Origin of the sequence: Xanthomarina sp., from assembly GCF_035306705.1 — a bacterium.
In the GTDB taxonomy this organism is placed as follows: domain Bacteria; phylum Bacteroidota; class Bacteroidia; order Flavobacteriales; family Flavobacteriaceae; genus Xanthomarina.
Window position 1 is genome coordinate 1 of the sequence record NZ_DATGNO010000014.1, and the last position, 21,469, is coordinate 21,469.

At 33.5% G+C, this 21,469-nt stretch carries 21 protein-coding genes and 2 tRNA genes; 11 read left to right on the forward strand and 12 right to left on the reverse strand.

The features are described from left to right. Positions 1-82: 82 nt before the first annotated feature. The gene (locus VKY47_RS01000; protein ID WP_324309629.1) at positions 83-214 is read right to left on the reverse strand and encodes a hypothetical protein; all 132 of its coding nucleotides are present in this window, start codon (positions 212-214) and stop codon (positions 83-85) included. A gap of 191 nt (positions 215-405) precedes the next feature. Here VKY47_RS01000 and thrS point away from each other — a divergent pair, with 191 nt between their 5' ends. The 4 genes from thrS (at position 406) to rplT (ending at position 3,670) form a co-directional block, all read left to right on the forward strand. Then, positions 406-2,343 (forward strand): threonine--tRNA ligase, encoded by a 1,938-nt coding sequence (gene thrS, locus VKY47_RS01005; protein ID WP_324309630.1) that lies wholly within the window; start codon positions 406-408, stop codon positions 2,341-2,343. Positions 2,344-2,374: 31 nt separating this feature from the next. Continuing rightward, positions 2,375-2,929: a translation initiation factor IF-3 gene (gene infC, locus VKY47_RS01010; RefSeq protein WP_324309662.1), complete on the forward strand. Its 555-nt coding sequence runs from the start codon at positions 2,375-2,377 to the stop codon at positions 2,927-2,929. A 54-nt stretch (positions 2,930-2,983) separates the two neighbouring features. Continuing rightward, complete coding sequence (rpmI, locus tag VKY47_RS01015; protein ID WP_324309633.1) at positions 2,984-3,181, forward strand: 50S ribosomal protein L35; 198 nt, start codon at positions 2,984-2,986, stop codon at positions 3,179-3,181. A gap of 144 nt (positions 3,182-3,325) precedes the next feature. Continuing rightward, the gene (gene rplT / locus VKY47_RS01020) at positions 3,326-3,670 is read left to right on the forward strand and encodes a 50S ribosomal protein L20 (RefSeq protein ID WP_324309635.1); all 345 of its coding nucleotides are present in this window, start codon (positions 3,326-3,328) and stop codon (positions 3,668-3,670) included. Between the two features lie 1,011 nt (positions 3,671-4,681). Here rplT and VKY47_RS01025 read toward each other — a convergent pair. From VKY47_RS01025 to tgt, 9 genes are all read right to left on the reverse strand, one after another. Next, entirely contained in the window at positions 4,682-5,350 is a 669-nt protein-coding gene (locus VKY47_RS01025) for a LytR/AlgR family response regulator transcription factor (protein ID WP_324309637.1), read from the reverse strand. Beyond that, complete coding sequence (locus VKY47_RS01030) at positions 5,343-7,010, reverse strand: histidine kinase dimerization/phosphoacceptor domain -containing protein (RefSeq protein WP_324309639.1); 1,668 nt, start codon at positions 7,008-7,010, stop codon at positions 5,343-5,345. The genes VKY47_RS01025 and VKY47_RS01030 overlap by 8 nt, the downstream gene beginning before the upstream one ends. A gap of 34 nt (positions 7,011-7,044) precedes the next feature. Further along, positions 7,045-8,229, reverse strand: coding sequence for an asparagine synthetase B (locus VKY47_RS01035; protein ID WP_324309664.1), 1,185 nt, complete (start codon positions 8,227-8,229; stop codon positions 7,045-7,047). Positions 8,230-8,365: 136 nt separating this feature from the next. After that, complete coding sequence (locus VKY47_RS01040) at positions 8,366-9,388, reverse strand: AI-2E family transporter (RefSeq protein WP_324309640.1); 1,023 nt, start codon at positions 9,386-9,388, stop codon at positions 8,366-8,368. A gap of 34 nt (positions 9,389-9,422) precedes the next feature. Next, complete coding sequence (gene dnaB / locus VKY47_RS01045; RefSeq protein ID WP_324309642.1) at positions 9,423-10,961, reverse strand: replicative DNA helicase; 1,539 nt, start codon at positions 10,959-10,961, stop codon at positions 9,423-9,425. 168 nt (positions 10,962-11,129) lie between these two features. Continuing rightward, positions 11,130-12,083 carry an acetyl-CoA carboxylase carboxyltransferase subunit alpha gene (locus tag VKY47_RS01050; RefSeq protein ID WP_324309644.1) on the reverse strand — a complete coding sequence of 318 codons (954 nt, stop codon included), beginning with the start codon at positions 12,081-12,083 and terminating at the stop codon, positions 11,130-11,132. Positions 12,084-12,219: 136 nt separating this feature from the next. Next, positions 12,220-13,134, reverse strand: a complete 915-nt coding sequence (locus tag VKY47_RS01055; protein ID WP_324309645.1) for a DMT family transporter — start codon at positions 13,132-13,134, stop codon at positions 12,220-12,222. Then, positions 13,121-14,197 (reverse strand): LptF/LptG family permease, encoded by a 1,077-nt coding sequence (locus VKY47_RS01060; RefSeq protein ID WP_324309646.1) that lies wholly within the window; start codon positions 14,195-14,197, stop codon positions 13,121-13,123. The genes VKY47_RS01055 and VKY47_RS01060 overlap by 14 nt, the downstream gene beginning before the upstream one ends. Before the next feature lie 98 nt (positions 14,198-14,295). Continuing rightward, positions 14,296-15,426, reverse strand: a complete 1,131-nt coding sequence (tgt, locus tag VKY47_RS01065) for a tRNA guanosine(34) transglycosylase Tgt (protein WP_324309648.1) — start codon at positions 15,424-15,426, stop codon at positions 14,296-14,298. A gap of 277 nt (positions 15,427-15,703) precedes the next feature. Here tgt and VKY47_RS01070 point away from each other — a divergent pair, with 277 nt between their 5' ends. The 3 genes from VKY47_RS01070 (at position 15,704) to VKY47_RS01080 (ending at position 18,220) form a co-directional block, all read left to right on the forward strand. Beyond that, positions 15,704-16,549, forward strand: a complete 846-nt coding sequence (locus VKY47_RS01070) for a transketolase (RefSeq protein WP_324309649.1) — start codon at positions 15,704-15,706, stop codon at positions 16,547-16,549. 81 nt (positions 16,550-16,630) lie between these two features. Further along, on the forward strand, positions 16,631-17,584 hold the full coding sequence (locus tag VKY47_RS01075; RefSeq protein WP_324309652.1) for a transketolase family protein: 954 nt from the start codon (positions 16,631-16,633) through the stop codon (positions 17,582-17,584). A 45-nt stretch (positions 17,585-17,629) separates the two neighbouring features. Beyond that, positions 17,630-18,220: an outer membrane beta-barrel protein gene (locus VKY47_RS01080; protein ID WP_324309654.1), complete on the forward strand. Its 591-nt coding sequence runs from the start codon at positions 17,630-17,632 to the stop codon at positions 18,218-18,220. Between the two features lie 75 nt (positions 18,221-18,295). Here the strand turns inward: VKY47_RS01080 and VKY47_RS01085 are convergent, their stop codons facing one another. Then, positions 18,296-19,381: an FKBP-type peptidyl-prolyl cis-trans isomerase gene (locus VKY47_RS01085; protein ID WP_324309656.1), complete on the reverse strand. Its 1,086-nt coding sequence runs from the start codon at positions 19,379-19,381 to the stop codon at positions 18,296-18,298. 81 nt (positions 19,382-19,462) lie between these two features. Between VKY47_RS01085 and VKY47_RS01090 the strand changes: the two genes are divergently transcribed. Both VKY47_RS01090 and VKY47_RS01095 read left to right on the forward strand, forming a co-directional pair. Continuing rightward, positions 19,463-19,834 (forward strand): RNA-binding S4 domain-containing protein, encoded by a 372-nt coding sequence (locus VKY47_RS01090; RefSeq protein WP_324309657.1) that lies wholly within the window; start codon positions 19,463-19,465, stop codon positions 19,832-19,834. Between the two features lie 69 nt (positions 19,835-19,903). After that, the gene (locus VKY47_RS01095) at positions 19,904-20,407 is read left to right on the forward strand and encodes a phosphoribosyltransferase family protein (protein ID WP_324309659.1); all 504 of its coding nucleotides are present in this window, start codon (positions 19,904-19,906) and stop codon (positions 20,405-20,407) included. Here VKY47_RS01095 and VKY47_RS01100 read toward each other — a convergent pair. Continuing rightward, entirely contained in the window at positions 20,399-20,917 is a 519-nt protein-coding gene (locus tag VKY47_RS01100; protein WP_324309661.1) for a shikimate kinase, read from the reverse strand. The genes VKY47_RS01095 and VKY47_RS01100 overlap by 9 nt on opposite strands. A gap of 135 nt (positions 20,918-21,052) precedes the next feature. Here VKY47_RS01100 and VKY47_RS01105 point away from each other — a divergent pair. Both VKY47_RS01105 and VKY47_RS01110 read left to right on the forward strand, forming a co-directional pair. Then, positions 21,053-21,125: transfer RNA gene (locus VKY47_RS01105), tRNA-Lys, on the forward strand. A 57-nt stretch (positions 21,126-21,182) separates the two neighbouring features. Further along, positions 21,183-21,267, forward strand: a tRNA-Leu gene (locus VKY47_RS01110). Positions 21,268-21,469: the final 202 nt, after the last annotated feature.

The window sequence follows — 21,469 nt, forward strand, 5'->3', positions numbered from 1 at the left end:
TTTTATCTTATTAGCAAACTATTATTGAAGTATTTCTTTGTTTTTTTTAACCATATGCCCCTAGCCACTTAATTTCAGCACGTTAAACATCGGCTTGTTTTATGCCATCTGGCAAACGACCAGGATTATCGGCCACAGGGCAGGCATTTTGTACGTGGTTTATCCCGAAAAGATGGAAGTGTGCTCCCGGACCGATATACCGGAAAAAAAACATACATATATATAGGTGCGGATCAAACAGTCTATAAAAAGAAGTTCCAAACAAGTCCGAATCGGATCGCGAAGTCTCGATAGGGATGGTTTCATTATTCATATATATAATATGGTAGAATTATCGAGCTATCATTGTATGTAAATTTTTATACTATTATCTTTGCACTCTTATTTTTAATATACATATATATAATGATACATATTACATTACCGGATGGTAGCATCAAGTCGTTCGAAAAAAACACGACAGTCATGGAAGTTGCCAAAAGCATTAGTGAGGGTTTTGCCAGAAATGTTATTTCAGCTAAATTTAACGATACTGTTATTGAAACCACCACTCCACTAACCACCGATGGATCATTAATTCTATATACATGGAACGACAACGACGGCAAAAAAGCATTTTGGCATTCGTCTGCACACATATTGGCGCAAGCTATCGAAGAGTTGTATCCAAACGCCAAGCTTTGGGTTGGTCCTGCTATTGAAAATGGATTTTATTACGACATAGATTTAGGAGACGACACAATTTCCGATAAAGACTTTAAGCGTATTGAAGATAAGATGCTAGAAATAGCTCGAGGAAAGCACGAGTTTAGTATGCGTGAAGTTTCAAAATTAGAAGCGCTATCATATTATAGAGATAAGAACAATTACAAACTTGACCTTATAGGAAATCTAGAAGATGGCACAATCACGTTTTGCGATCATTCAACATTTACAGATTTATGTCGTGGTGGGCATATTCCTAATACAGGTATCGTTAAAGCTGTGAAAATATTAAGTGTTGCTGGTGCTTATTGGAAAGGCGATGAAAACAATAAACAATTAACCCGTATATATGGTATATCCTTTCCAAAACAGAAAGAACTTACCGAATATTTAGAACTACTTGAAGAAGCTAAAAAAAGAGACCATAGAAAACTAGGTAAGGAATTGGAGTTATTTACTTTTTCACAAAAGGTAGGACAAGGACTTCCACTTTGGTTACCTAAAGGGGCTGCTTTACGCGAACGCCTAGAAAATTTTCTAAAAAAAGCTCAGAAGAAAGCTGGTTACGAAATGGTTGTAACCCCACATATTGGTCAAAAAGAGCTTTATGTTACATCTGGTCATTACGAAAAATATGGCGCAGATAGCTTTCAACCTATACTTACACCAAAGGAAGGTGAAGAGTTTTTATTAAAACCAATGAACTGTCCACACCACTGCGAGATATATAACAGTAGTCAGTGGTCTTATAAAGATTTACCAAAACGTTTTGCAGAATTTGGGACTGTATATAGATATGAACAAAGTGGCGAACTTCATGGATTAACACGCGTTAGAGGTTTTACTCAAGACGATGCGCATATATTCTGTACAGCTGACCAATTAGATAAAGAATTTAAAGATGTCATTGATTTGGTGCTATATGTGTTTGGATCATTAGGATTTGAAAATTTCACAGCACAAGTATCTTTAAGAGATCCAGAGACTCCAGAAAAGTATATAGGTAGCCTAGAAAATTGGGAAAAAGCAGAACAGGCCATCATTAATGCCGCGAATGATAAAAAATTGGATTATGTGATAGAAACAGGCGAAGCTGCTTTTTACGGTCCAAAATTAGACTTTATGGTAAAAGATGCTCTTGGCAGACAATGGCAACTAGGAACTATTCAGGTTGATTACAACTTGCCAGAACGGTTTGAATTAACCTACAAAGGCAGTGACAATGAGCTTCATAGGCCAGTAATGATCCATCGTGCACCTTTTGGAAGTATGGAGCGATTTATTGCTATTTTATTGGAGCACACAGCAGGTAATTTCCCGCTTTGGTTGATACCAGATCAGGTTATAGTCCTATCAATTAGTGAAAAATATGAAAAATACGCGAAAAAAGTTTTTAATGTGTTAGAAAATAACGAAATTCGCGCCTTAATTGATAATAGAAATGAAACCATGGGGAAGAAAATTCGGGAAGCCGAAATGAAAAAGATTCCTTTTATGGTTATTGTTGGTGAAAACGAAGAGCAAGAAGACATGATTTCAGTCCGTCAACATGGTGGTGAAGATCTTGGCATGGTTACTGTTCAATATTTAACCGATATTATTAATTCAGAAATACAAAAAACATTAAAAACATTTTAAAAATAATAAGTTTAATTAAAAATATAAGGCCATAGCAATACGTAGAAGAAAACAAGTTTCGAGACGAGTAAGTCAAGAAGATCAGCACAGAATTAATTCTAAAATTAGGTCTGAAAATGTGCGCTTAGTAGGTGACAATATCGTAGTTGGTGTTTATCCAACTAAGGAAGCACTTGCCATGGCAGACGAACAAGGTTTAGATTTAGTAGAAATTTCGCCTAAAGCAGATCCTCCTGTTTGTAAAGTTATGGATTATAAAAAGTTTCTTTATGAGCAAAAGAAACGAGAAAAAGTTTTAAAATCTAAAGCTAGTAAAGTTGTAGTTAAAGAAATTCGATTTGGTCCACAAACCGATGATCATGACTATGAGTTTAAAAAGAAACATGCCGAAAAGTTTTTAAAAGAAGGTGCGAAGCTAAAAGCTTTTGTATTCTTTAAAGGACGTTCGATTGTTTTTAAAGAACAGGGACAAATACTCTTACTTAGATTAGCTCAAGATTTAGAAGAATTAGGTAAAGTAGAACAAATGCCTAAATTGGAAGGTAAACGTATGACTATGTTTATCGCTCCAAAAAAATCAAAATAATTCCTGATTTTCAGGTTGAAAATAATAAGTGAAATAATAAACTAGGAGAACAAGATGCCTAAAATGAAAACCAAATCTAGTGCCAAAAAACGTTTTAAATTAACAGGTACTGGTAAGATTAAAAGAAAACACGCTTTTAAGAGTCATATCTTAACAAAGAAATCTAAAAAGCGTAAACTCGCTTTGACCAAAATGACATTAGTTCATAAGGCAGACGAGAACAATGTTAAAATCATGTTACGTTTAAAGTAATACGGTTTTAACCGGTTAAAATAAATTATAAACCCTGGAGTTAGGCTCAATGATTAACGATTGCAAATTGATTAGTTTTGATTTGCGATGTTAAAAAAACAAAGTGTCGATTATCGACCGCCTACTACAAAAAACAATTAAATTATGCCAAGATCAGTAAATTCTGTAGCCAAAAGAGCCAGAAGAAAAAAGGTGCTTAAACAAGCAAAAGGTTACTTCGGACGTCGTAAAAACGTTTGGACAGTAGCAAAAAACGCGGTTGATAAAGCGATGCTATACTCGTATAGAGACCGTAGAAACAAAAAGAGAACATTCCGTGCTTTATGGATTACGCGTATTAACGCAGGAGCCAGAGAACATGGATTATCTTATTCTCAATTTATAGGGAAATTAAAAGCTAATGAAATTGAATTAAACCGTAAGGTTTTAGCAGATTTAGCTATGAATCACCCTGAGGCTTTTAAAGCTGTAATAGAGAAAGTAAAATAAGGCGTTTCGCCTATTGTATAACATATTTCACTTATAAAAAAACCGATTCTTTTGAATCGGTTTTTTTTTGTCCTATTTCCTCTTACTTTCAAGACGATGTTTCAACAAGCATAATAAAAAAAACACGTCCTATAATTAATCCATTCAATTACGGTTCCTCATAGATGCAAAAACGAAAGCAATCAAATTTATAATCTGAAAACAAAAACAGCGATTCCTTAATTGGAATCGCTGTGCTTTAGTTTTAATTAAATCCCTACATCTAATTAATTTAAATACCACAACTTCATGTTGTAGTCGTCTTAATAGCTTACTAGTTTCAAATTTAGTGTTTATATTAGAAGACAAATAAAAAGTGTTTTGAAATGCATTTCTTTGTATGTAAAAAGCCAATGTAGTGTTCTAATCCTGTTCTCTTCAATTTAAAAAATTGAAAAAGTAAGAATCTAAATTCCTTTGAACAATAAAAATAGGGACACCAACAAAGGGGAAAACTGTTTTCAACTCCTTCTAAATTACTATTATTATTACTTTTACCACTCTCTAATAAGTCCTTCCTCATTTACTTGTACTTATTGGCATGCAATTGGTTTAAACGCAACCTCCCATTTAAACTCATAAACCGTAATTTTAGATTCTTGTGCATTTGGTAAACTATAAGAAACTCTTTCATTTTTTGGATTTGAGTAAATACTTATATTGTTTTACGTAATTACTTCCTCAACCAATAACGTGTCTTTCACATGAACCACAATATATACACGTTTACTTTCACAACCATTATCATTGCTACTAGACATACAAAATGATATTGAACCAACTGAAGTATCTGGTATTGGAGCTAATGTTTTGTGCCTTCGCTAAATTAAGGCTTATAAAAACCAATAAAAAAAGTGGGTTTATGTTTTATAACGAATAGATTTAGTTTGGTTTACTAAGACTCAAAACTAAATTTTAATCTCTGAAATGCAATAATAACGATTAAAGCACAGGGTTTTATTTGTCTAAGGACTACTTAAAGGATTTGGAAAAAGTTCGGGATAAGGGTATTTCTACACCATTTATAACTACTGAAATTGAAGTAACACGTTCTACTTTATTTGTATTAACCAGATAAGAGCGATGTGTTTGTTTAAATAAGTCTGAAGGGAGTTGCTCGGAAATGGTATTCAAAGCCTGACGAATGGTATATTTTTTTGATTTTGTATGGATATTGCTATAATTGCCATCAGCCGAAATATACTTAATCTCATTATAATTTAAATTAATTATATCATAACCGTCTTTAAACTGAAAGGTTTGCACTTGTTTTTTATGAATGGCTAAACTAATAGAAGCCAGCAAATCTACTTTCTTTATGGGTTTGGTTAAATAAGCATCCGGGTTAGTTTTTAAGGCTTCATCCATTAAAGCAAAATCGTATTGTCCTGTGATAAAAATAACCGATGCATTGTCGTTTTTAGCCTTGGAAAGTTCTATCCCAGTATTTTTTCCATTTAGATTAATATCCATTAAAATAATGTCTGGCTTAAAACCATGCATTTCTTGTAGAGCAGTTTCTTTATCGTTGGCTATTTTTAAGTTTTTAAAATATTCTTCCTGTAAAAGTTCAGAAATATATTCCGCTATAATGACTTCATCTTCTACTATAAGTATTTTGATTAATTGTTGGTTATTCATCGCTAAATTCCTTTTCAAATGAAAATGAAAACCCCCTTTCAGTTTCTATTTTATAGTTAATTTTTAATTGACGACAGAGTTTATCAATCAGTTTAGGTTCTATTAATTTATTAGTCACTAATTTTCCATTATCAGAATAATTGAAATATAGGAGCTTTCCCGTATGACTTAACTCAAAATTAATTTCTTTACGCTCTAGATCTTCAAAAGCATACTTTACCGAATTGATGCAGAGTTCTGTTAATAATAGCCCTAAATACATGGCATAATCCGTGGGTATTTCTATAGAAGCTATCTTAAAGTTGGTGTAAATATCATTTTCCTTAAACACATCAAAAAAACCAATCCTAACATCATTCAAATAATTGAATGCATCTACCTTATTTTTGTCATTATTTTTATATAAATGCTTGTGCAAAGTGGATATCGCTTCTACTTTGGTCAAAATGTTTTTAAGATAAAAACTGTTTTGATCGGACATTTTTTTCATTTGATCTGAAATAAGAATCACCACCAATTGCAAATTATTGTTAATACGATGGTTGGCTTCACTTAATAGAAACTCGTTTTCCTGTGATAATAACTGGAGTTTTTTATTGCTTTGTCTTGTTCTCCTTAGAAAAAAGGCAATCAATATGGCCACAACAATAGCAAAAACAAACAATGCAATACTCACATCAAGATTTATTTTATTGGAGGCTAAAGCTTTGTTTTGGTTTTCAATTTTAAGGTTATTGATTTTAATTTGGTTATCCTTTTCTGCCAGTTTATATTTTTCTTCAAGTTCAAACAAGTATTCACTATGTTCCTTTTGATAATATTTGTCAGTAAGATCCAATCTAATCTTTAAATACTGATAGGCCTTATTTATATTCCCTAATTCTTCATGAATATTACGGATATTATCTGTAAATAAAATTTCATTAAAAAGTAAATTGTTCCTTTTGGCAAATTCTAAGGCATTTAAACTTTCGTTCAATGCCTTTTTGAATTGTTTATCCTTAATTAAAACCCTGGTGTAATTAATATAAGCATCGGCTTGATGCTGAATTAAGTTGTTGGTTTTGGAATATTCAATCAATTCCTGTAGATACTCTAAAGCTTTATTATACTGATTTCTCTCTTCATAAGCACCAGAAATTTCGAGGGTGGAATAAAAAATATTATCCTTGTCATTGGCTGCTTTTGAAAGTTTCAAAGACTTTTCCGCATACATGAGTGTGGAATCTGGATTGTAGAAATACTCCGTAAAGAGAGCTGCTTTTCTATTATAAAATCTTGCTAGGTTTTTGTCGTCAATTGGATGGTCTTTTAATATCTCATCTGCCTTTTCAAGTTGATCAAGAGCCTCATCAAACAACGTTCTTTTTCTATAGAACTCGGCCATTTTTACGTGGTAAAGAAAATCTAATTGAGGGTTTTTAGTGCGTTTAATTTGTTCAAAAGCTCTCGCGTAATATTCACTAGCTCGGCTGTAGTCTAACTGTAACTTATAAACTTCAGCTAAACCTAGAAGCAAATGAACGCTTTGTTCGGTATTTTTTGGTTCAATTAAATGTTTATTATAATAAGAAGTAGCAATATTTAATCGGTTTTCATTTATTAAATTTTGCCCAAAATCAACAATTGAATCACTTTGGGAAAACACTACTTTAAACATAAAAAACGATAACCAGAACAATAAACACCTCATATTAGGTTTTCTGTTTCTTTTTTCTTGCTGCGGGAAACAAAACATTGTTTAAAATAAGTCGATACCCTGGAGAGGTTGGATATAAATCCAATTCTGTTTTTGGATCTCCTACCCGATGCGTATAATCTTCGGGATCGTGTCCTCCATAAAATGTAAAGAAGCCTTTTCCTTTTATTCCATGAATGTATTTAGCTTCACCATTGGTTTTGTTTTCACCTAAAACTAGCACGTTCGATTTAATTTCCTCTCGTGTAAAAGCCGTTGTTTGTCCCATAAAACCTTTTACCAGAGCTGTATGATTTTGACAAAGCATGGTTGGAATTGGATCCCATTTTGCCGAAAATTCCATAAGTGTAAAGTAATCCGTCATCTTAGGAATTCTTCTTTTCGATGTCATGTCTATAGAGGAAAACTCATATATAAGTGGATTTCTTTCTAAAATAAAATCTTTAAAAGCAAATGTTTTGCTATAATCGATTTTAGATTGGTAGTTGGCATCGCTTGGATCTCCATCGAACATCGGCTCACAAATATCAACACCTTCTGCCGACAAAGCAATATCGAAACTATCTGTTGCACTGCACATGGCAAACATAAAACCTCCACCAATTACATAATCCCTTATTTTTAAAGCTACCGCCAATTTAGCTTCGGAAACTTTAGAGTATCCTAATTTAGTAGCTAAGGCTTCTGCCGATTTCTTTTCTTCAATATACCAAGCTGCTGTTCTATAATTGGCATAAAATTTTCCAAATTGTCCCGTAAAATCTTCATGGTGCAAATGCAACCAATCGTATAACACTAAAGCATCGTTTAGAACTTCTTCATCGTAAATGGTTTCATAAGGAATTTCGGCATAGGTTAAAACCATTGTTACAGCATCATCCCAAGGCAGTTTTCCTTTGGGCGAATAAACTGCAATTTTAGGAGCTTTTTCCAAAACTACAGCTTCCATATTTTTACTAGGACTACTAATTTCTTCTAAAATTGCCTCAGCTTTGGCATTGGATAAAACTTCAAAAGAAACACCTCGAATCTGGCATTCACGCCGTATTTCTTCAGAATCTGGCAATAAAAAGGAACCTCCTTTATAGTTTAATAACCATTTAACCTTAAGTTCTTTCTCTAAAGTCCAATAAGTAATTCCGTAGGCTTTTAAATGATTTTTCTGACTTTCCGCATCCATGGGAATAAGGATGTACGAGGCAAAACTATTTACCCAAAACAATAAACTAAATATTAATGCTAACTTTTTCACAGTTGAAATATAGTCAAAATAAATGCCTTAAAAATAGATTTAAACAATTTTTAACCTCTTGTATTTACTTCTTATTTGCAGAAAGAATATTGGAAAGCACTTTAGTTTCTGGAAATTGGTCGAGGATGATTTTAATACATACAGTAATTGGAATGGCCATAATTAATCCCGGAACACCCCAAATGAAACCCCAAAGCATGAGCATGACCAAAACTGTAATAACATTCAATGAGAAGGATTTTCCCATAAAAATAGGTTCCAAAATCGTTCCAAATAAAACCTGAACTCCAGTTATAGAAAGTATAAAAAAGAATAAAGTACTTGTTGGCTCTAATTCTACAAAGGCGAAAATTGCCAATAAAACAACGGTTATTATAGATCCTACCATTTGTACGAAATTTATAATAAAGGCAAATAAGCCCCAAAAGATAGGAAAACTTATATCAAAAAACACACAGGCCAAACCAGTTCCTATACCTGTTGCCAAACTAATAAAGAATTTAACTTTTATAAATTTTATAAGATCTTTTTCTATTTTAAAAAATGTTTTAACGGAAGTATGGCGCTGTTTAAGAATGGTGCTATTTAATACTTTTTGGATATTGATTGATTCCGCGAGCCATAAAACCACAAAAAAGATGGTCATAAGAATCATGGTTAAGGTCTTTCTAACAAAGTCTATGGTACCTCCAATATTGTCTTTTTGTACAAATTGATTCAACACATTCTGTTTGTTATCCATTTCGAAACCAAATGTTTCTTGGGCCAAAATATATAAGTCATTTATTTTTGTTTCAGCTTTAGTGAAAAAATCAGAATCTGAGTTAAGAATTTCTTTAGAAGAAATTTGAATTAATTCGACACCTATTTTCACTCCAACCGCAATCAATAAAATAACCACCAAAATACCGATTGATTTTGGAATCTTCTTTTTACCCAGCCATCGCATAATTGGTAGGAATAGCAAAGCAATAAACATAGAAAACACCAATGGAATAAATATAAACGAAAGTATTTTTAATAGATAAAAAACTAACGGAACTACTATAACTAATAATAATATGTTTGTGGTTCTTAACTTGTCCATAAAACTTAGTAATTAAAAATAGATTTGGGAGATGTTAGAAAGGGATGTCATCATCTTCTTCTGGATCTCCAAAGGCGTCACTTGCTGATGGAAAACTTGTTGTTTTAAATGAATCATCGTTTGCTGCAGCATTCATTTTAGAATGGAACTCTTGGCCGAAAGGAGTGTCGAAATCATCTAAGTTGTCAAATTTACCTAAATGTCCAACGAACTTCAATCGGATATTATCTAAACCACCATTTCTGTGTTTTGCAATAATAAATTCGGCTTGTCCTTCGGTTGGAGTTCTTTCATCATCATCCCATTCGTCAATTTTATAATATTCCGGTCTGTAAATAAAGGACACAATATCGGCATCTTGCTCAATAGCTCCAGATTCACGAAGATCTGATAGCAAGGGTCTTTTACTTCCTCCACGAGTTTCCACAGCACGAGACAATTGCGAAAGTGCAATAACCGGCACGCTTAGTTCTTTTGCCAGAGCTTTAAGGTTACGGGAAATGGTTGAGATTTCTTGTTCTCTGTTCCCTCCTTTTTGACTACTTCCGGCTGTCATTAATTGTAAATAATCGATCACAATTAATTTAATACCATGTTGCGAAGCCAAACGTCGCGCTTTTGCTCTTAAGTCGAAAATAGAAAGTGATGGGGTATCATCAATAAACAAAGGTGCTTTTTCAAGACTTTTCACCTTCACGTTCAGTTGTTCCCATTCATGTTTTTCTAATTTTCCAGTTCTAAGTTTTTCTGAAGACAATCCAGTTTCACTAGAAATTAAACGCATAATTAATTGTACAGAAGCCATCTCTAAAGAGAAAAATGCCACTGGAATATTATGGGTAACAGCTATATTTCTTGCCATAGAAAGCGTTAAAGCTGTTTTACCCATACCTGGACGAGCAGCAACAATAATCAAATCGCTTTCCTGCCAACCTGAGGTTAGCTTATCTAATTTAGTAAAACCAGAAGGAATACCACTTAAACCTTCTTTATTAGAAATTTCCTCAATTTTCTTTTTCGCCTGAATTACTAACTCCTGGGCTGTTTCACTCGATTTTTTTATATTTCCTTGTGTAACTTCGTATAATTTAGATTCTGCACGATCCAATAAATCGAAAACATCTTGGGTTTCATCGTACGCATCTTCTATAATTTCACTTGAGATTTTTATTAAACTTCGTTGAATGAATTTCTGTAAAATAATACGTGCATGAAACTCAATATGGGCAGAAGAAGACACCTTTTGCGTTAGAGAAATAAGGTAAAAATCACCACCTACCAAATCTAACTTTGAATTTTTCTTTAGTTGGCTAGAAACGGTTAATAAGTCTACAGGTTCACTGTTTTCGAATAATTGAAAAATGGCTTCAAAAATGTGTTGATGGGCTTCTTTATAGAAAGCTTCGGAACTCAAAATGTCGATTACTTCGTCGACACCTTTCTTGTCAATCATCATTGCTCCAAGCACAACCTCCTCTAAATCAATAGCTTGAGGCGGAATCTTACCTCTTTCGAGACTAATAAGCGTACTTTTATCTACTTGATATCCTTTTATTTGATTTGGTTGTTTCATGTTTACGAAAGTAGCTAAATTGAAAAGATTAATGATGACAAAGTCCATCTAGATTGTCCACCATAAGTTAACAATTTAACTGTTAATAACTTAATTATATTGTTAATAAGCATAAAAAAAATCTGAAATAAGACATTTCAGATTTATGTTTTATAGGTTTTAAAAGTCTTAACCTTTATAAACCCCAATTTCCAAATATTTCTCCATGCGTTTATTTACTAAATCTTTTGGTGATAAGTTTTTAAGCTCCTCAAAAGTTTTAACAATGGCATTTTTTACGGCCAAATATGTTTTTTCTCTATCGCTATGTGCGCCACCAAGTGGTTCTTTAATAATGTCGTCTACAATGCCTTGTTTCTTCATGTCTATTGCAGTCAATTTCAAGGCTTCTGCTGCTTGTTCCTTATATTCCCAGCTTCTCCATAAAATAGAAGAACAAGATTCTGGTGAAATTACAGAATACCAAGTGTTTTCTAACATCATCACTTTATCTCCTACTCCAATTCCTAAAGCTCCACCCGAAGCTCCTTCACCAATAATTATTGTGATAATTGGCACTTTGAGTCGAGTCATTTCAAAAATATTTCTAGCAATAGCTTCACCTTGTCCACGCTCTTCGGCTTCTAAACCTGGGTAAGCTCCTGGAGTATCTAATAAAGTAACTACAGGAATACCAAATTTTTCGGCAGATTTCATTAATCGTAAGGCTTTTCTATATCCTTCTGGATTTGCCATTCCAAAATTTCTAAATTGTCTGGTTTTGGTATTATATCCTTTCTGTTGACCAATAAACATATAGCTTTGGTCGCCAATTTTCCCTAAACCACCAATCATGGCTTTATCATCTTTAAAACCTCTGTCGCCGTGCAGTTCCAAAAAACTATCTCCACATAAGGCATGAATATAATCTAAAGTATATGGGCGGCTTGGATGACGAGACATTTGCACACGCTGCCAAGGAGTTAAATTTTTATATATTTCTTTTTTTGTAGCAATTAGTTTTTTCTCAATTTGCTTACAAGTTTCAGAAACATCTACTTCACTTTCCTTACCTATAATCTCACATTTCTGTAATTGTTCTTCAAGTTCTTTTATAGGGAGTTCAAAATCTAAATATTCCATAGGAAATTATAGTTTGTTTTAATTAGCACACAAAATTACACAATTTATTTTGTTTTAATTTTAGAATCAAAACGAAATACCGGGCAAATTTAGTCAAAAGGATTTAAATGGATCTATCTGACTAATTTTAAAAATATTACTGCAAGTTTTTCTGAAGTAATTTTCTAGCTTTTTTCTTTTTCTGATTTTTCAAAACGCCGTTTAACATAACCACACTAATTATAATTAGCGCTCCTACGTAGAAGGATGAACTCATTATTTCATCTTCAGGAAAAAATATAAGCGCTAGAATTATACCATATACAGGTTCCAAATTATAGGTTAAAACTACTGTATAAGGACTAATATATCTCATTACATATACCGCAGCAATAAACGCATAGGCCGTACAAACAGAAGCCAAAATAAATAAATATCCAAAATCCGAAGTGCTTAAAACGAAGAATTCTTTTGAAAAGCCATTTCTGAAAATTAGCATAAACAAACTAATAAACAGAACACCACTTATAAACTCGTAAACAGAAATAACCGTTGCAGTATGCTCTTCTAAAAACTTGCCATTTAAAACCGCAAAGGTTGACGAAAGAAAAGCCGAAACAATTCCTAAAATAATACCATTTAAATATTTAAACTCACTATTTGTTATAACGGCAACCCCAACAATTATAAGGAGTCCGAAAATAATTTCGTACCATATTATTTTTCGTTTGTAAATTAAAGGTTCTATCAAAGAAGCAAAGAAAGCTCCTGTGGAAAACATGGCTAGAGTTATGGAAATATTTGAAACTTTAATCGATTCGAAAAAGGTTATCCAATGTAAAGCGATAACAACTCCTGCAAAAGCTAATTTGGCTACCGATTTTAAAGGGATTCTGATCTTGATCTTAGCCACAACAACAAAAGCAAGCATTAAAATGGTTGCCATAAGCATTCTGTACCAAACCAATGGTACGGCATCTATGCTTATTAATTCTCCTAAAACGGCCGTAAATCCTGCTATAAACACCAGAAGATGTAAGTGCAGATAATTCTTTAATTTATCGTTTTGCATTGTAAAGTAAATAGGCTGCTAAAACTCCAAAAATAACATTTGGAAACCAAACGGCCACTAAAGGAGAAAAATCTGATTGCGAGGCCAAAACCCCAAATATCTTATCGAAAAACACAAAAACCATAGCAATGCAAATACCAAAAGCTAGGTTTACTCCCATTCCACCTCGACGTTTTATAGATGAAACGGCCACAGCAATAATGGTCAAAATAAATACAGAAACAGGTAAACTCCATTTACGGTATTTTACCAATTTATATCTATTAATATATGAAGAACCTCTTTTTTCCTCTTTTTCAATAAACCTATTTAATTGGCCATAAGGCAGCGTTTCAGCAATATAAACCACAGGCGTCAAATCTTCTAAATCGAAAGGGAAAATGGTGTCTTTTCTTCTTGCTGATTCAATAATATCGTTTCTGTCTCCAATAAAACGTTTTGTATAGTCTATTAAACTATAGGTAGAGTCTTTCTCACTGTATCTAATAGTTTTGGCACTTATTTTATAAGACATTTTATCGTCTTTAATATGTTCCAATGTAAAATCCCGTCCAATTTTCTGTTTTGCATCAAAACTACTAACGTAAATATAATCGTGATCGTTTATTTGCCGATACACGTTTTGATTATCGAGTGCATCGTTCTTGTTTTTAAGGTATTTATAGTTGAAATCGTTGAATCCACTGCTGGCATTTGGAGCCAAATACAAACCTAGAATCAAGGCTAAAATGGCTACAATAGTAGCACCAATCATATATGGCCTTAAAAATCTAGAGAAGGAAACACCCGAGCTTAAAAAAGCAATAACCTCAGTGTTATTTGCCAGCTTGGACGTAAACCAAATAACCGAAAGAAATAAAAACAGAGGAAATAATAAATGCGCAAAATAAATGGTGAAATCTAAAAAATAAAGCATCACTTCGCCAAACGGCACTTCATTTTCAAGTATTTTTCCAATTTTCTCAGCTAAATGTACGGTTATTCCAATAGGAATAAACAACAATAACATGATGATAAATGTAAACAAATAACGCTTTAATATGTACCAATCAAGTATTTTCATCCGCTCCCAACCTCAGTAATTGGGGTGTTTTTAAGTTATTATTTTATTAAAAAAGAACATTATCTTTTTTCTTTAGTCCGTTTTCTGCGTTCTGTATTCTAAAGTCGTTTATCCATCTGTTTAACCATTAAATCTTTCCAGGTTCTAAAATCTCCTGCTAATATATGTTTTCTCGCTTCACGAACCAACCACATATAGAAACCTAAATTATGAATGGTCGCAATTTGGGCCCCTAATCTTTCATTAACAGTAAATAAATGACGTAAATACGCTTTGGTGTAATCTGTATCAACAAATGTCATTCCAGCCTCATCAACTGGTGAAAAATCATCTGCCCATTTCAAGTTTTTAATATTTATAGTGCCATGTGCTGTAAAGAGCATCCCATTTCTAGCATTTCTTGTTGGCATTACACAATCGAACATATCTATTCCTAATGCTATATTTTCCAAAATATTAATTGGGGTTCCAACACCCATTAAATAACGAGGTTTATCTTCTGGTAAAATATTGGTAACGACTTCTGTCATGGCGTACATTTCCTCAGCAGGTTCTCCAACAGACAAACCACCAATGGCATTTCCTGCTGCTCCCGCATTTGCAATGTATTCGGCCGATTGCATTCTTAAGTCCTTATATGTACTTCCTTGAACTATTGGAAAGAACGTTTGATTGTAGTCGTATTTTAAAGGTGTTTTCTCCAAGTGATTGATACATCTGTCCAGCCATCTATGCGTCATGTGCATAGAGCGCTTGGCATAGTTATAGTCGCAAGGGTAAGGCGTACACTCATCGAAAGCCATAATTATATCTGCACCAATAGTTCTTTGGATTTCCATAACTTTTTCTGGTGTGAAGGTGTGGTAACTTCCATCGATATGCGATTTAAACTTAACCCCTTCCTCTTTAATTTTTCTATTATTAGAAAGCGAATACACTTGGTATCCTCCAGAATCGGTTAGAATGTTTCTGTCCCAATTCATGAACTTATGTAATCCTCCAGCTTTTTCAAGAATATCGGTTTGAGGTCTTAAATATAAATGATAGGTGTTTCCTAAAATAATATCTGGATTAATATCGTTTTTTAATTCTCGTTGGTGCACTCCTTTTACGGAAGCTACTGTACCTACCGGCATAAAAATCGGGGTTTCTATTTTTCCGTGATCGGTTGTAATCACTCCTGCTCTAGCTTTAGATTGTGCGTCTTTTCCTTTTAATTCGAATATCATGTTCTTATTTCATCAAGTGGCAAATATAAATAACATAAGCCTATAGATTCTTAAACATTTAATAAAATTGATTTATATTAAAAAGAAAAAAAATTCTTACCGATATCGCATCGTATTTTTTAACTAGACAAAATTATAGATAGAACCAACTAACATCTTTTGGAATTAGCCTAATTGTTAGCAAATGCATGCAATTGGTTAATAAGTGCGCCATATCTCTTTTTGATTCCGTATATTAAAACTTTATTTTTGCAGCTATATAATTAACTATTTAAACATGTCAAACACACAAGAATTAAAAGATTTAACAACACAAGTACGTAGAGATATTTTACGTATGGTACACAAAGTGAATTCAGGTCATCCTGGAGGTTCCCTAGGTTGTGCAGAGTTTTTTGTAGCACTTTACCAAGAGATCATGGATAGAAACGAAGGTTTTGATATGGATGGTATTGGGGAAGATATATTTTTCTTATCCAATGGTCATATTTCTCCAGTTTTTTATAGTGTTTTAGCTAGATCTGGATATTTTCCTGTTGACGAGTTAAACACCTTTCGCTTAATTAACTCGCGTTTACAAGGACATCCAACAACCCATGAAAATTTACCTGGAGTAAGAATTGCTTCTGGTTCTTTAGGTCAAGGCCTATCTGTGGCTTTAGGAGCCGCACAAACTAAAAAACTAAATAAAGACCCACATTTAGTCTATAGTTTACATGGAGATGGCGAATTACAAGAAGGCCAAAACTGGGAAGCCATTATGTACGCTGCTGGAAATAAAGTGGACAATATTATTTCGACCATCGATTTAAACGGACAGCAAATTGATGGTTCTACGGACGACGTACTTCCTATGGGAAGTATAAAAGCGAAATTTGAAGCTTTTGGTTGGACGGTTGTTGAAATTAACGAAGGCAACGATATAAAAGCTGTTTTAAAAGGAATGGCCGAAGCCAAGTCTAAAACTGGAAAAGGAAAACCTGTTTGCGTTTTATTAAAAACCGTTATGGGCAATGGTGTTGATTTTATGATGCACACACATGCGTGGCATGGGAAAGCACCAAACGACGAACAATTAGCAAACGGATTGGCTCAAAATCCTGAGACTTTAGGAGACTACTAAAACAGTTTACAGTTGCAGTTTACAGTGCGCAGTAAAAAAATGATTAACAATTAAAAGATACCCACTTTCGTGGGCCTAGAAATGAAAACATATACAAATACAGGAAGTAAAGATACACGCTCAGGTTTTGGAGATGGCTTAACTGAACTTGGAAAAACCAACGAAAACGTGGTCGCTCTTTGTGCCGATTTAATTGGTTCTTTAAAAATGGACGATTTTAAAGAAAATCATCCAGAACGCTTTTTTCAAGTAGGAATTGCTGAAGCCAACATGATTTGTTTAGCAGCTGGAATGACCATAGGGGGGAAAATCCCTTTTACAGGAACTTTTGCTAACTTTTCTACAGGTCGTGTTTACGATCAAATTCGCCAGAGTGTTGCTTATTCAGATAAAAACGTGAAAATTTGTGCTTCTCATGCCGGTTTAACTTTAGGGGAAGATGGTGCCACACACCAAATACTTGAAGACATAGGTTTAATGAAGATGTTGCCAGGCATGACCGTTATTAATCCATGCGATTATAACCAAACCAAAGCAGCAACTATAGCTATTGCCGATCACCAAGGACCTGTTTATCTGCGTTTTGGAAGACCTAAAGTAGCTAACTTTACTCCAGAAAACCAGAAGTTTGAGATAGGAAAAGCGCTTCATTTAGTGGATGGTACAGATGTTACAATTGTTGCAACTGGACATTTGGTTTGGGAAGCTCTTGAAGCTGCAAAAGCTTTAAATGAAAAAGGTATTTCGGCCGAAGTGATAAACATTCACACCATTAAACCATTGGACGATGCCGCTATTATAAAATCGGTTACAAAAACAGGTTGTATCGTTACTGCCGAAGAACATAACTTTCTTGGAGGTTTAGGTGAAAGTGTTGCCAGAGTATTAGCAACCAACAAACCAACACCACAAGAATTTGTTGCCACTAAAGATACCTTTGGTGAATCTGGAACTCCAGAACAACTTATGGAAAAGTACGGTTTAAATAGCGCGGCTATTGTAAAAGCTGCCGAAGCTGTTATAAAAAGAAAATAATTGCTAAATTGTTTCGTTTAATAGTTGAACTTAAAAACGAAACACATGAAAAAAGCACTTTTTATAAGCTTAGCATGTTTGTTGATTACTACTTTTTCTCAGGCCCAAAACGCAACAGGATTTGGATTTAAAGGGGGTGTCAATTACAATGCAAATGGCGATTATTTTGAATCCATAAATAGTAATGCCGAACATCCAGAAAGAAATATTGGATATCATTTTGGGATTTTTGGAAAGATTGGTGGTAAAATTTACGCCAAACCAGAATTAGTTTACACTAGCACAACTAGCGACTATAGTACGGGAAGCTTTAAAATGCAAAAACTGGATGCGCCACTTTTAGTAGGTGTCAGATTCTTTCATATGTTTAATGTGTTTGCAGGACCTTCCTTTCAATATATTTTAGACAGCGAATTTGAAGGTGTCAATATTACAAACATTAAAAACGATTTTACCGTAGGGTTAAACTTTGGAGTTGGAGTTAGCTTCAACAAAATAGGAATCGATTTAAGATACGAAAGAGGTTTTAGCGACAATGAAGCTAGCTTTATAAACAACAATGTTACACCAGCAGCCGAAAGTAGAATTGATACGAGACCAGATCAACTTATTTTAAGCTTGTCGTTTATATTATAATCTAATTTTATACAATCATAAAAAAAGCCACTTAAAACAATTTAAGTGGCTTTTTTGTGCTTCAAAATCACAGTCTTATCCAGGATAAGTAGGATCTAAATAATCAGGAGTGCCATTACCATTGGAATCTATATAAATAACCGTTTTTAAAGTAAAGGTCCCATCGTTATTGTCTGTTATGCTATATAATAACTCTCCAGGAGCCGCATTTACATTAAAGTAAGTTTCAGCTGCCTCGTACGTGGTGAACGGTTGCATACTTTCATTTTGATTATAAGTATTTCGCTCTATTTCATCTTTAGTTAAAACACCATCACCATCATCGTCCACATCCAGAAAATCAGGAATACCATCACCATCCGTATCGTCATTAAAGTTATTGCCATCGTTGTTTATATCTTCTAAATAAGAAAATACGCCATCCATATCATGATCTAAAAGGATTCTTTTTTCAGGTCTAAAAGAAAAAATCATATTGGAGTAAGCAGGTATATTATTTTGAGTTTGAGAAAAATAACCCAATCCTGAAGGAACAAAAACAGCTCCAATACCATGATTATGATTTGTTACCGTTCCGTCTAAGTTTTCTGTAAAAGCTTCTCTTGCTTTAAACATGATAAGTCCTTCTTTAAACCCATCAACCACTCCCAATTGAGTCCCAACAGAAGTTAAATAAAAAGGCACTCCAGAAACCGTGCTATCAAAAAGAGTCCCGTCTACTAAAAACCCTTTGTAATTGGCAAAAACCTGATCAATAGGATGAATATCTCCTCCTCGACCTTCTCTAACATTCAAATAATATAATGTACAAGGAATACCATCGGAATCCTTTACTATTTTACTTGAAACTTGATTTATTAATGGAATTTTATCGCTATTTGCTCCTGCAATGGTATCAAAAACAATTTCAAAATTATCGTTAGGAGTTACAGTATAAGGAAATGTGCTTAAATTGCTATACGCATCATTTTGCTCAAACTCTTCGTAATTATAAAAATGCGTGGATAAATACGCTTCTATTTCAAGTATATTCTCATCATAAACTTCCTGTCGGTCTCTTGGTGGAACTACAATAGGTCCATCATCATCGTCATCCTTTTTACAAGACAAAACAACCAAGCCAAAACACAATATTGCTGTTGCTAAATTTCTAAATTTCATTATTGCTTCTTTTTTGAGGTGCAAGATACAATTTATTAATAATTTTGCACAAGAACATTAACGTTGATTTAGATAAAAGTTATGCGAATTGATAAGTATTTATGGTGTGTAAGGTACTACAAAACAAGAAGTATTGCTACAACAGCGTGCAGAAAGGGACACATAAGGGTAAATGGAGATGTAGCAAAACCAAGTCGCGATGTTTTCCCAACAGATGAAATCCAAGTCCGAAAAGACCAAATAAATTACACCTTAACCATAAACGATATTCCCCCAAACAGGGTTAGTGCCAAATTAGTTGATATCTATAGAATCGATACCACGCCTAAGGAAGCTTTTGAAGCACAAGATCTTTTAAAATACTCTAAGGATTATTATAGAAAGAAGGGAACCGGACGTCCTACTAAAAAAGATAGAAGAGATATTGAGGATTACCAAGATGAAAATGAATGATAAAATCATCTTATGTTTTAAATTTGTATTTTATCTTTGAATAAGCAACCTAACAAATTCCTATTAAACATGGCTTTAACTAAAAATGTAATTTTAGACCACGACGAAATCAATCATAAGATTAAGCGAATTGCTTATCAGATATACGAAAACAATGTAAACGAGACTGAAGTTGTTTTAGCTGGGATTGATAGAAATGGGTATATTCTTGCAGAAAAACTAAAAGCAGCCTTAATTGAAATCTCACCGATAACTCCTGTGCTATGCAAAGTGAGCATTGATAAAAAAAATCCTAGGAAAGATATTAAAACATCTATTAGTGCTGAAGATTACAAAAATAAATCGGTTGTTTTAATTGACGATGTTCTAAATTCTGGCACGACTTTAATTTATGGCGTTAAGCATTTTCTAGAAGTTCCTTTAAAACAGTTTAAAACTGCTGTGTTGGTAAATAGGAATCATAAGAAGTATCCTGTGAAAGCAGATTTTAAAGGCATCTCCTTGTCCACTTCTTTAAATGAGCACGTAGATGTTATTTTAGATGGAAAAGTGTATAAAGCGTATCTAAAATAGTTTTGCAACAATATCTCCTACCACTTTTTCCTTAGGTTTGTTGGCATCTATTTTAAAATTGGCCTGATTATAAAAGTGCAAGCGCTCAAACAAATGTTTTCCTACAAACTCTAACATGTCGTTTTCAGTAGTTACATATTGAACCAATGGTCGATTTGCTTCATCTGCCATTAATCTTTTTGACAATTCATTTAATGGAACATTTAGAAAGAAAGATGTGACATCCTCGTTTTCTAGTATTAATTTTAAATTATTAGAAAAACATGGAGTACCTCCTCCAAGAGACAAAATCATGTTGCCTTTTAATGATAAAATCTCTTTTAAATAGCTATTTTCAATTTTTCTGAAAAAAATTTCACCTTTTTCTAAAAATATTTTTTGGATCGTTTTGCCCTCTTTTTCTTCTATAAATTTATCGAGATCTAGAAATTCGAAACCTAAAATTTTAGCTAATTCACTGCCTATTAATGACTTTCCTGAAGCCATGTATCCTATTAAAATAATTTTCATAAATATGATCCTGTTATAACTTTTTGTCTTTGCAAAGTAACAAAACAAAAAAACAAAAATATTATTAAAAAAAGGTTTGGAATATTAATTAAACATTCTATATTTGCACCCTCAATAAAGAGAGACAAACAGAATGACCTGGTAGCTCAGTTGGTAGAGCATCTCCCTTTTAAGGAGAGGGTCCTGGGTTCGAGCCCCAGCCCGGTCACAAAAAAAAGTTAAGCAAAATTGCTTAACTTTTTTTATTTTTACTCATTATTAGAATGCGCACGTGGCGGAATTGGTAGACGCGCTAGCTTGAGGGGCTAGTATTCGCTTAGGATGTGGAAGTTCGAGTCTTCTCGTGCGCACTTTTAATTAAAAAATACGATTAAGAAATTCTTCAACACTTAGTTAATCAAGCTTTACAAGCTGTGCATCTAACGTTCCATTTTCAATCCATAAAATTTTAGTAGCAGATATTTTTCTAAATTTAATAGCTATCGTTATTCCATTCTGGATAAATCTTGCTTCATAAGTAGTATCAGTAGTAGAATCCGAGCTGGAAAATTG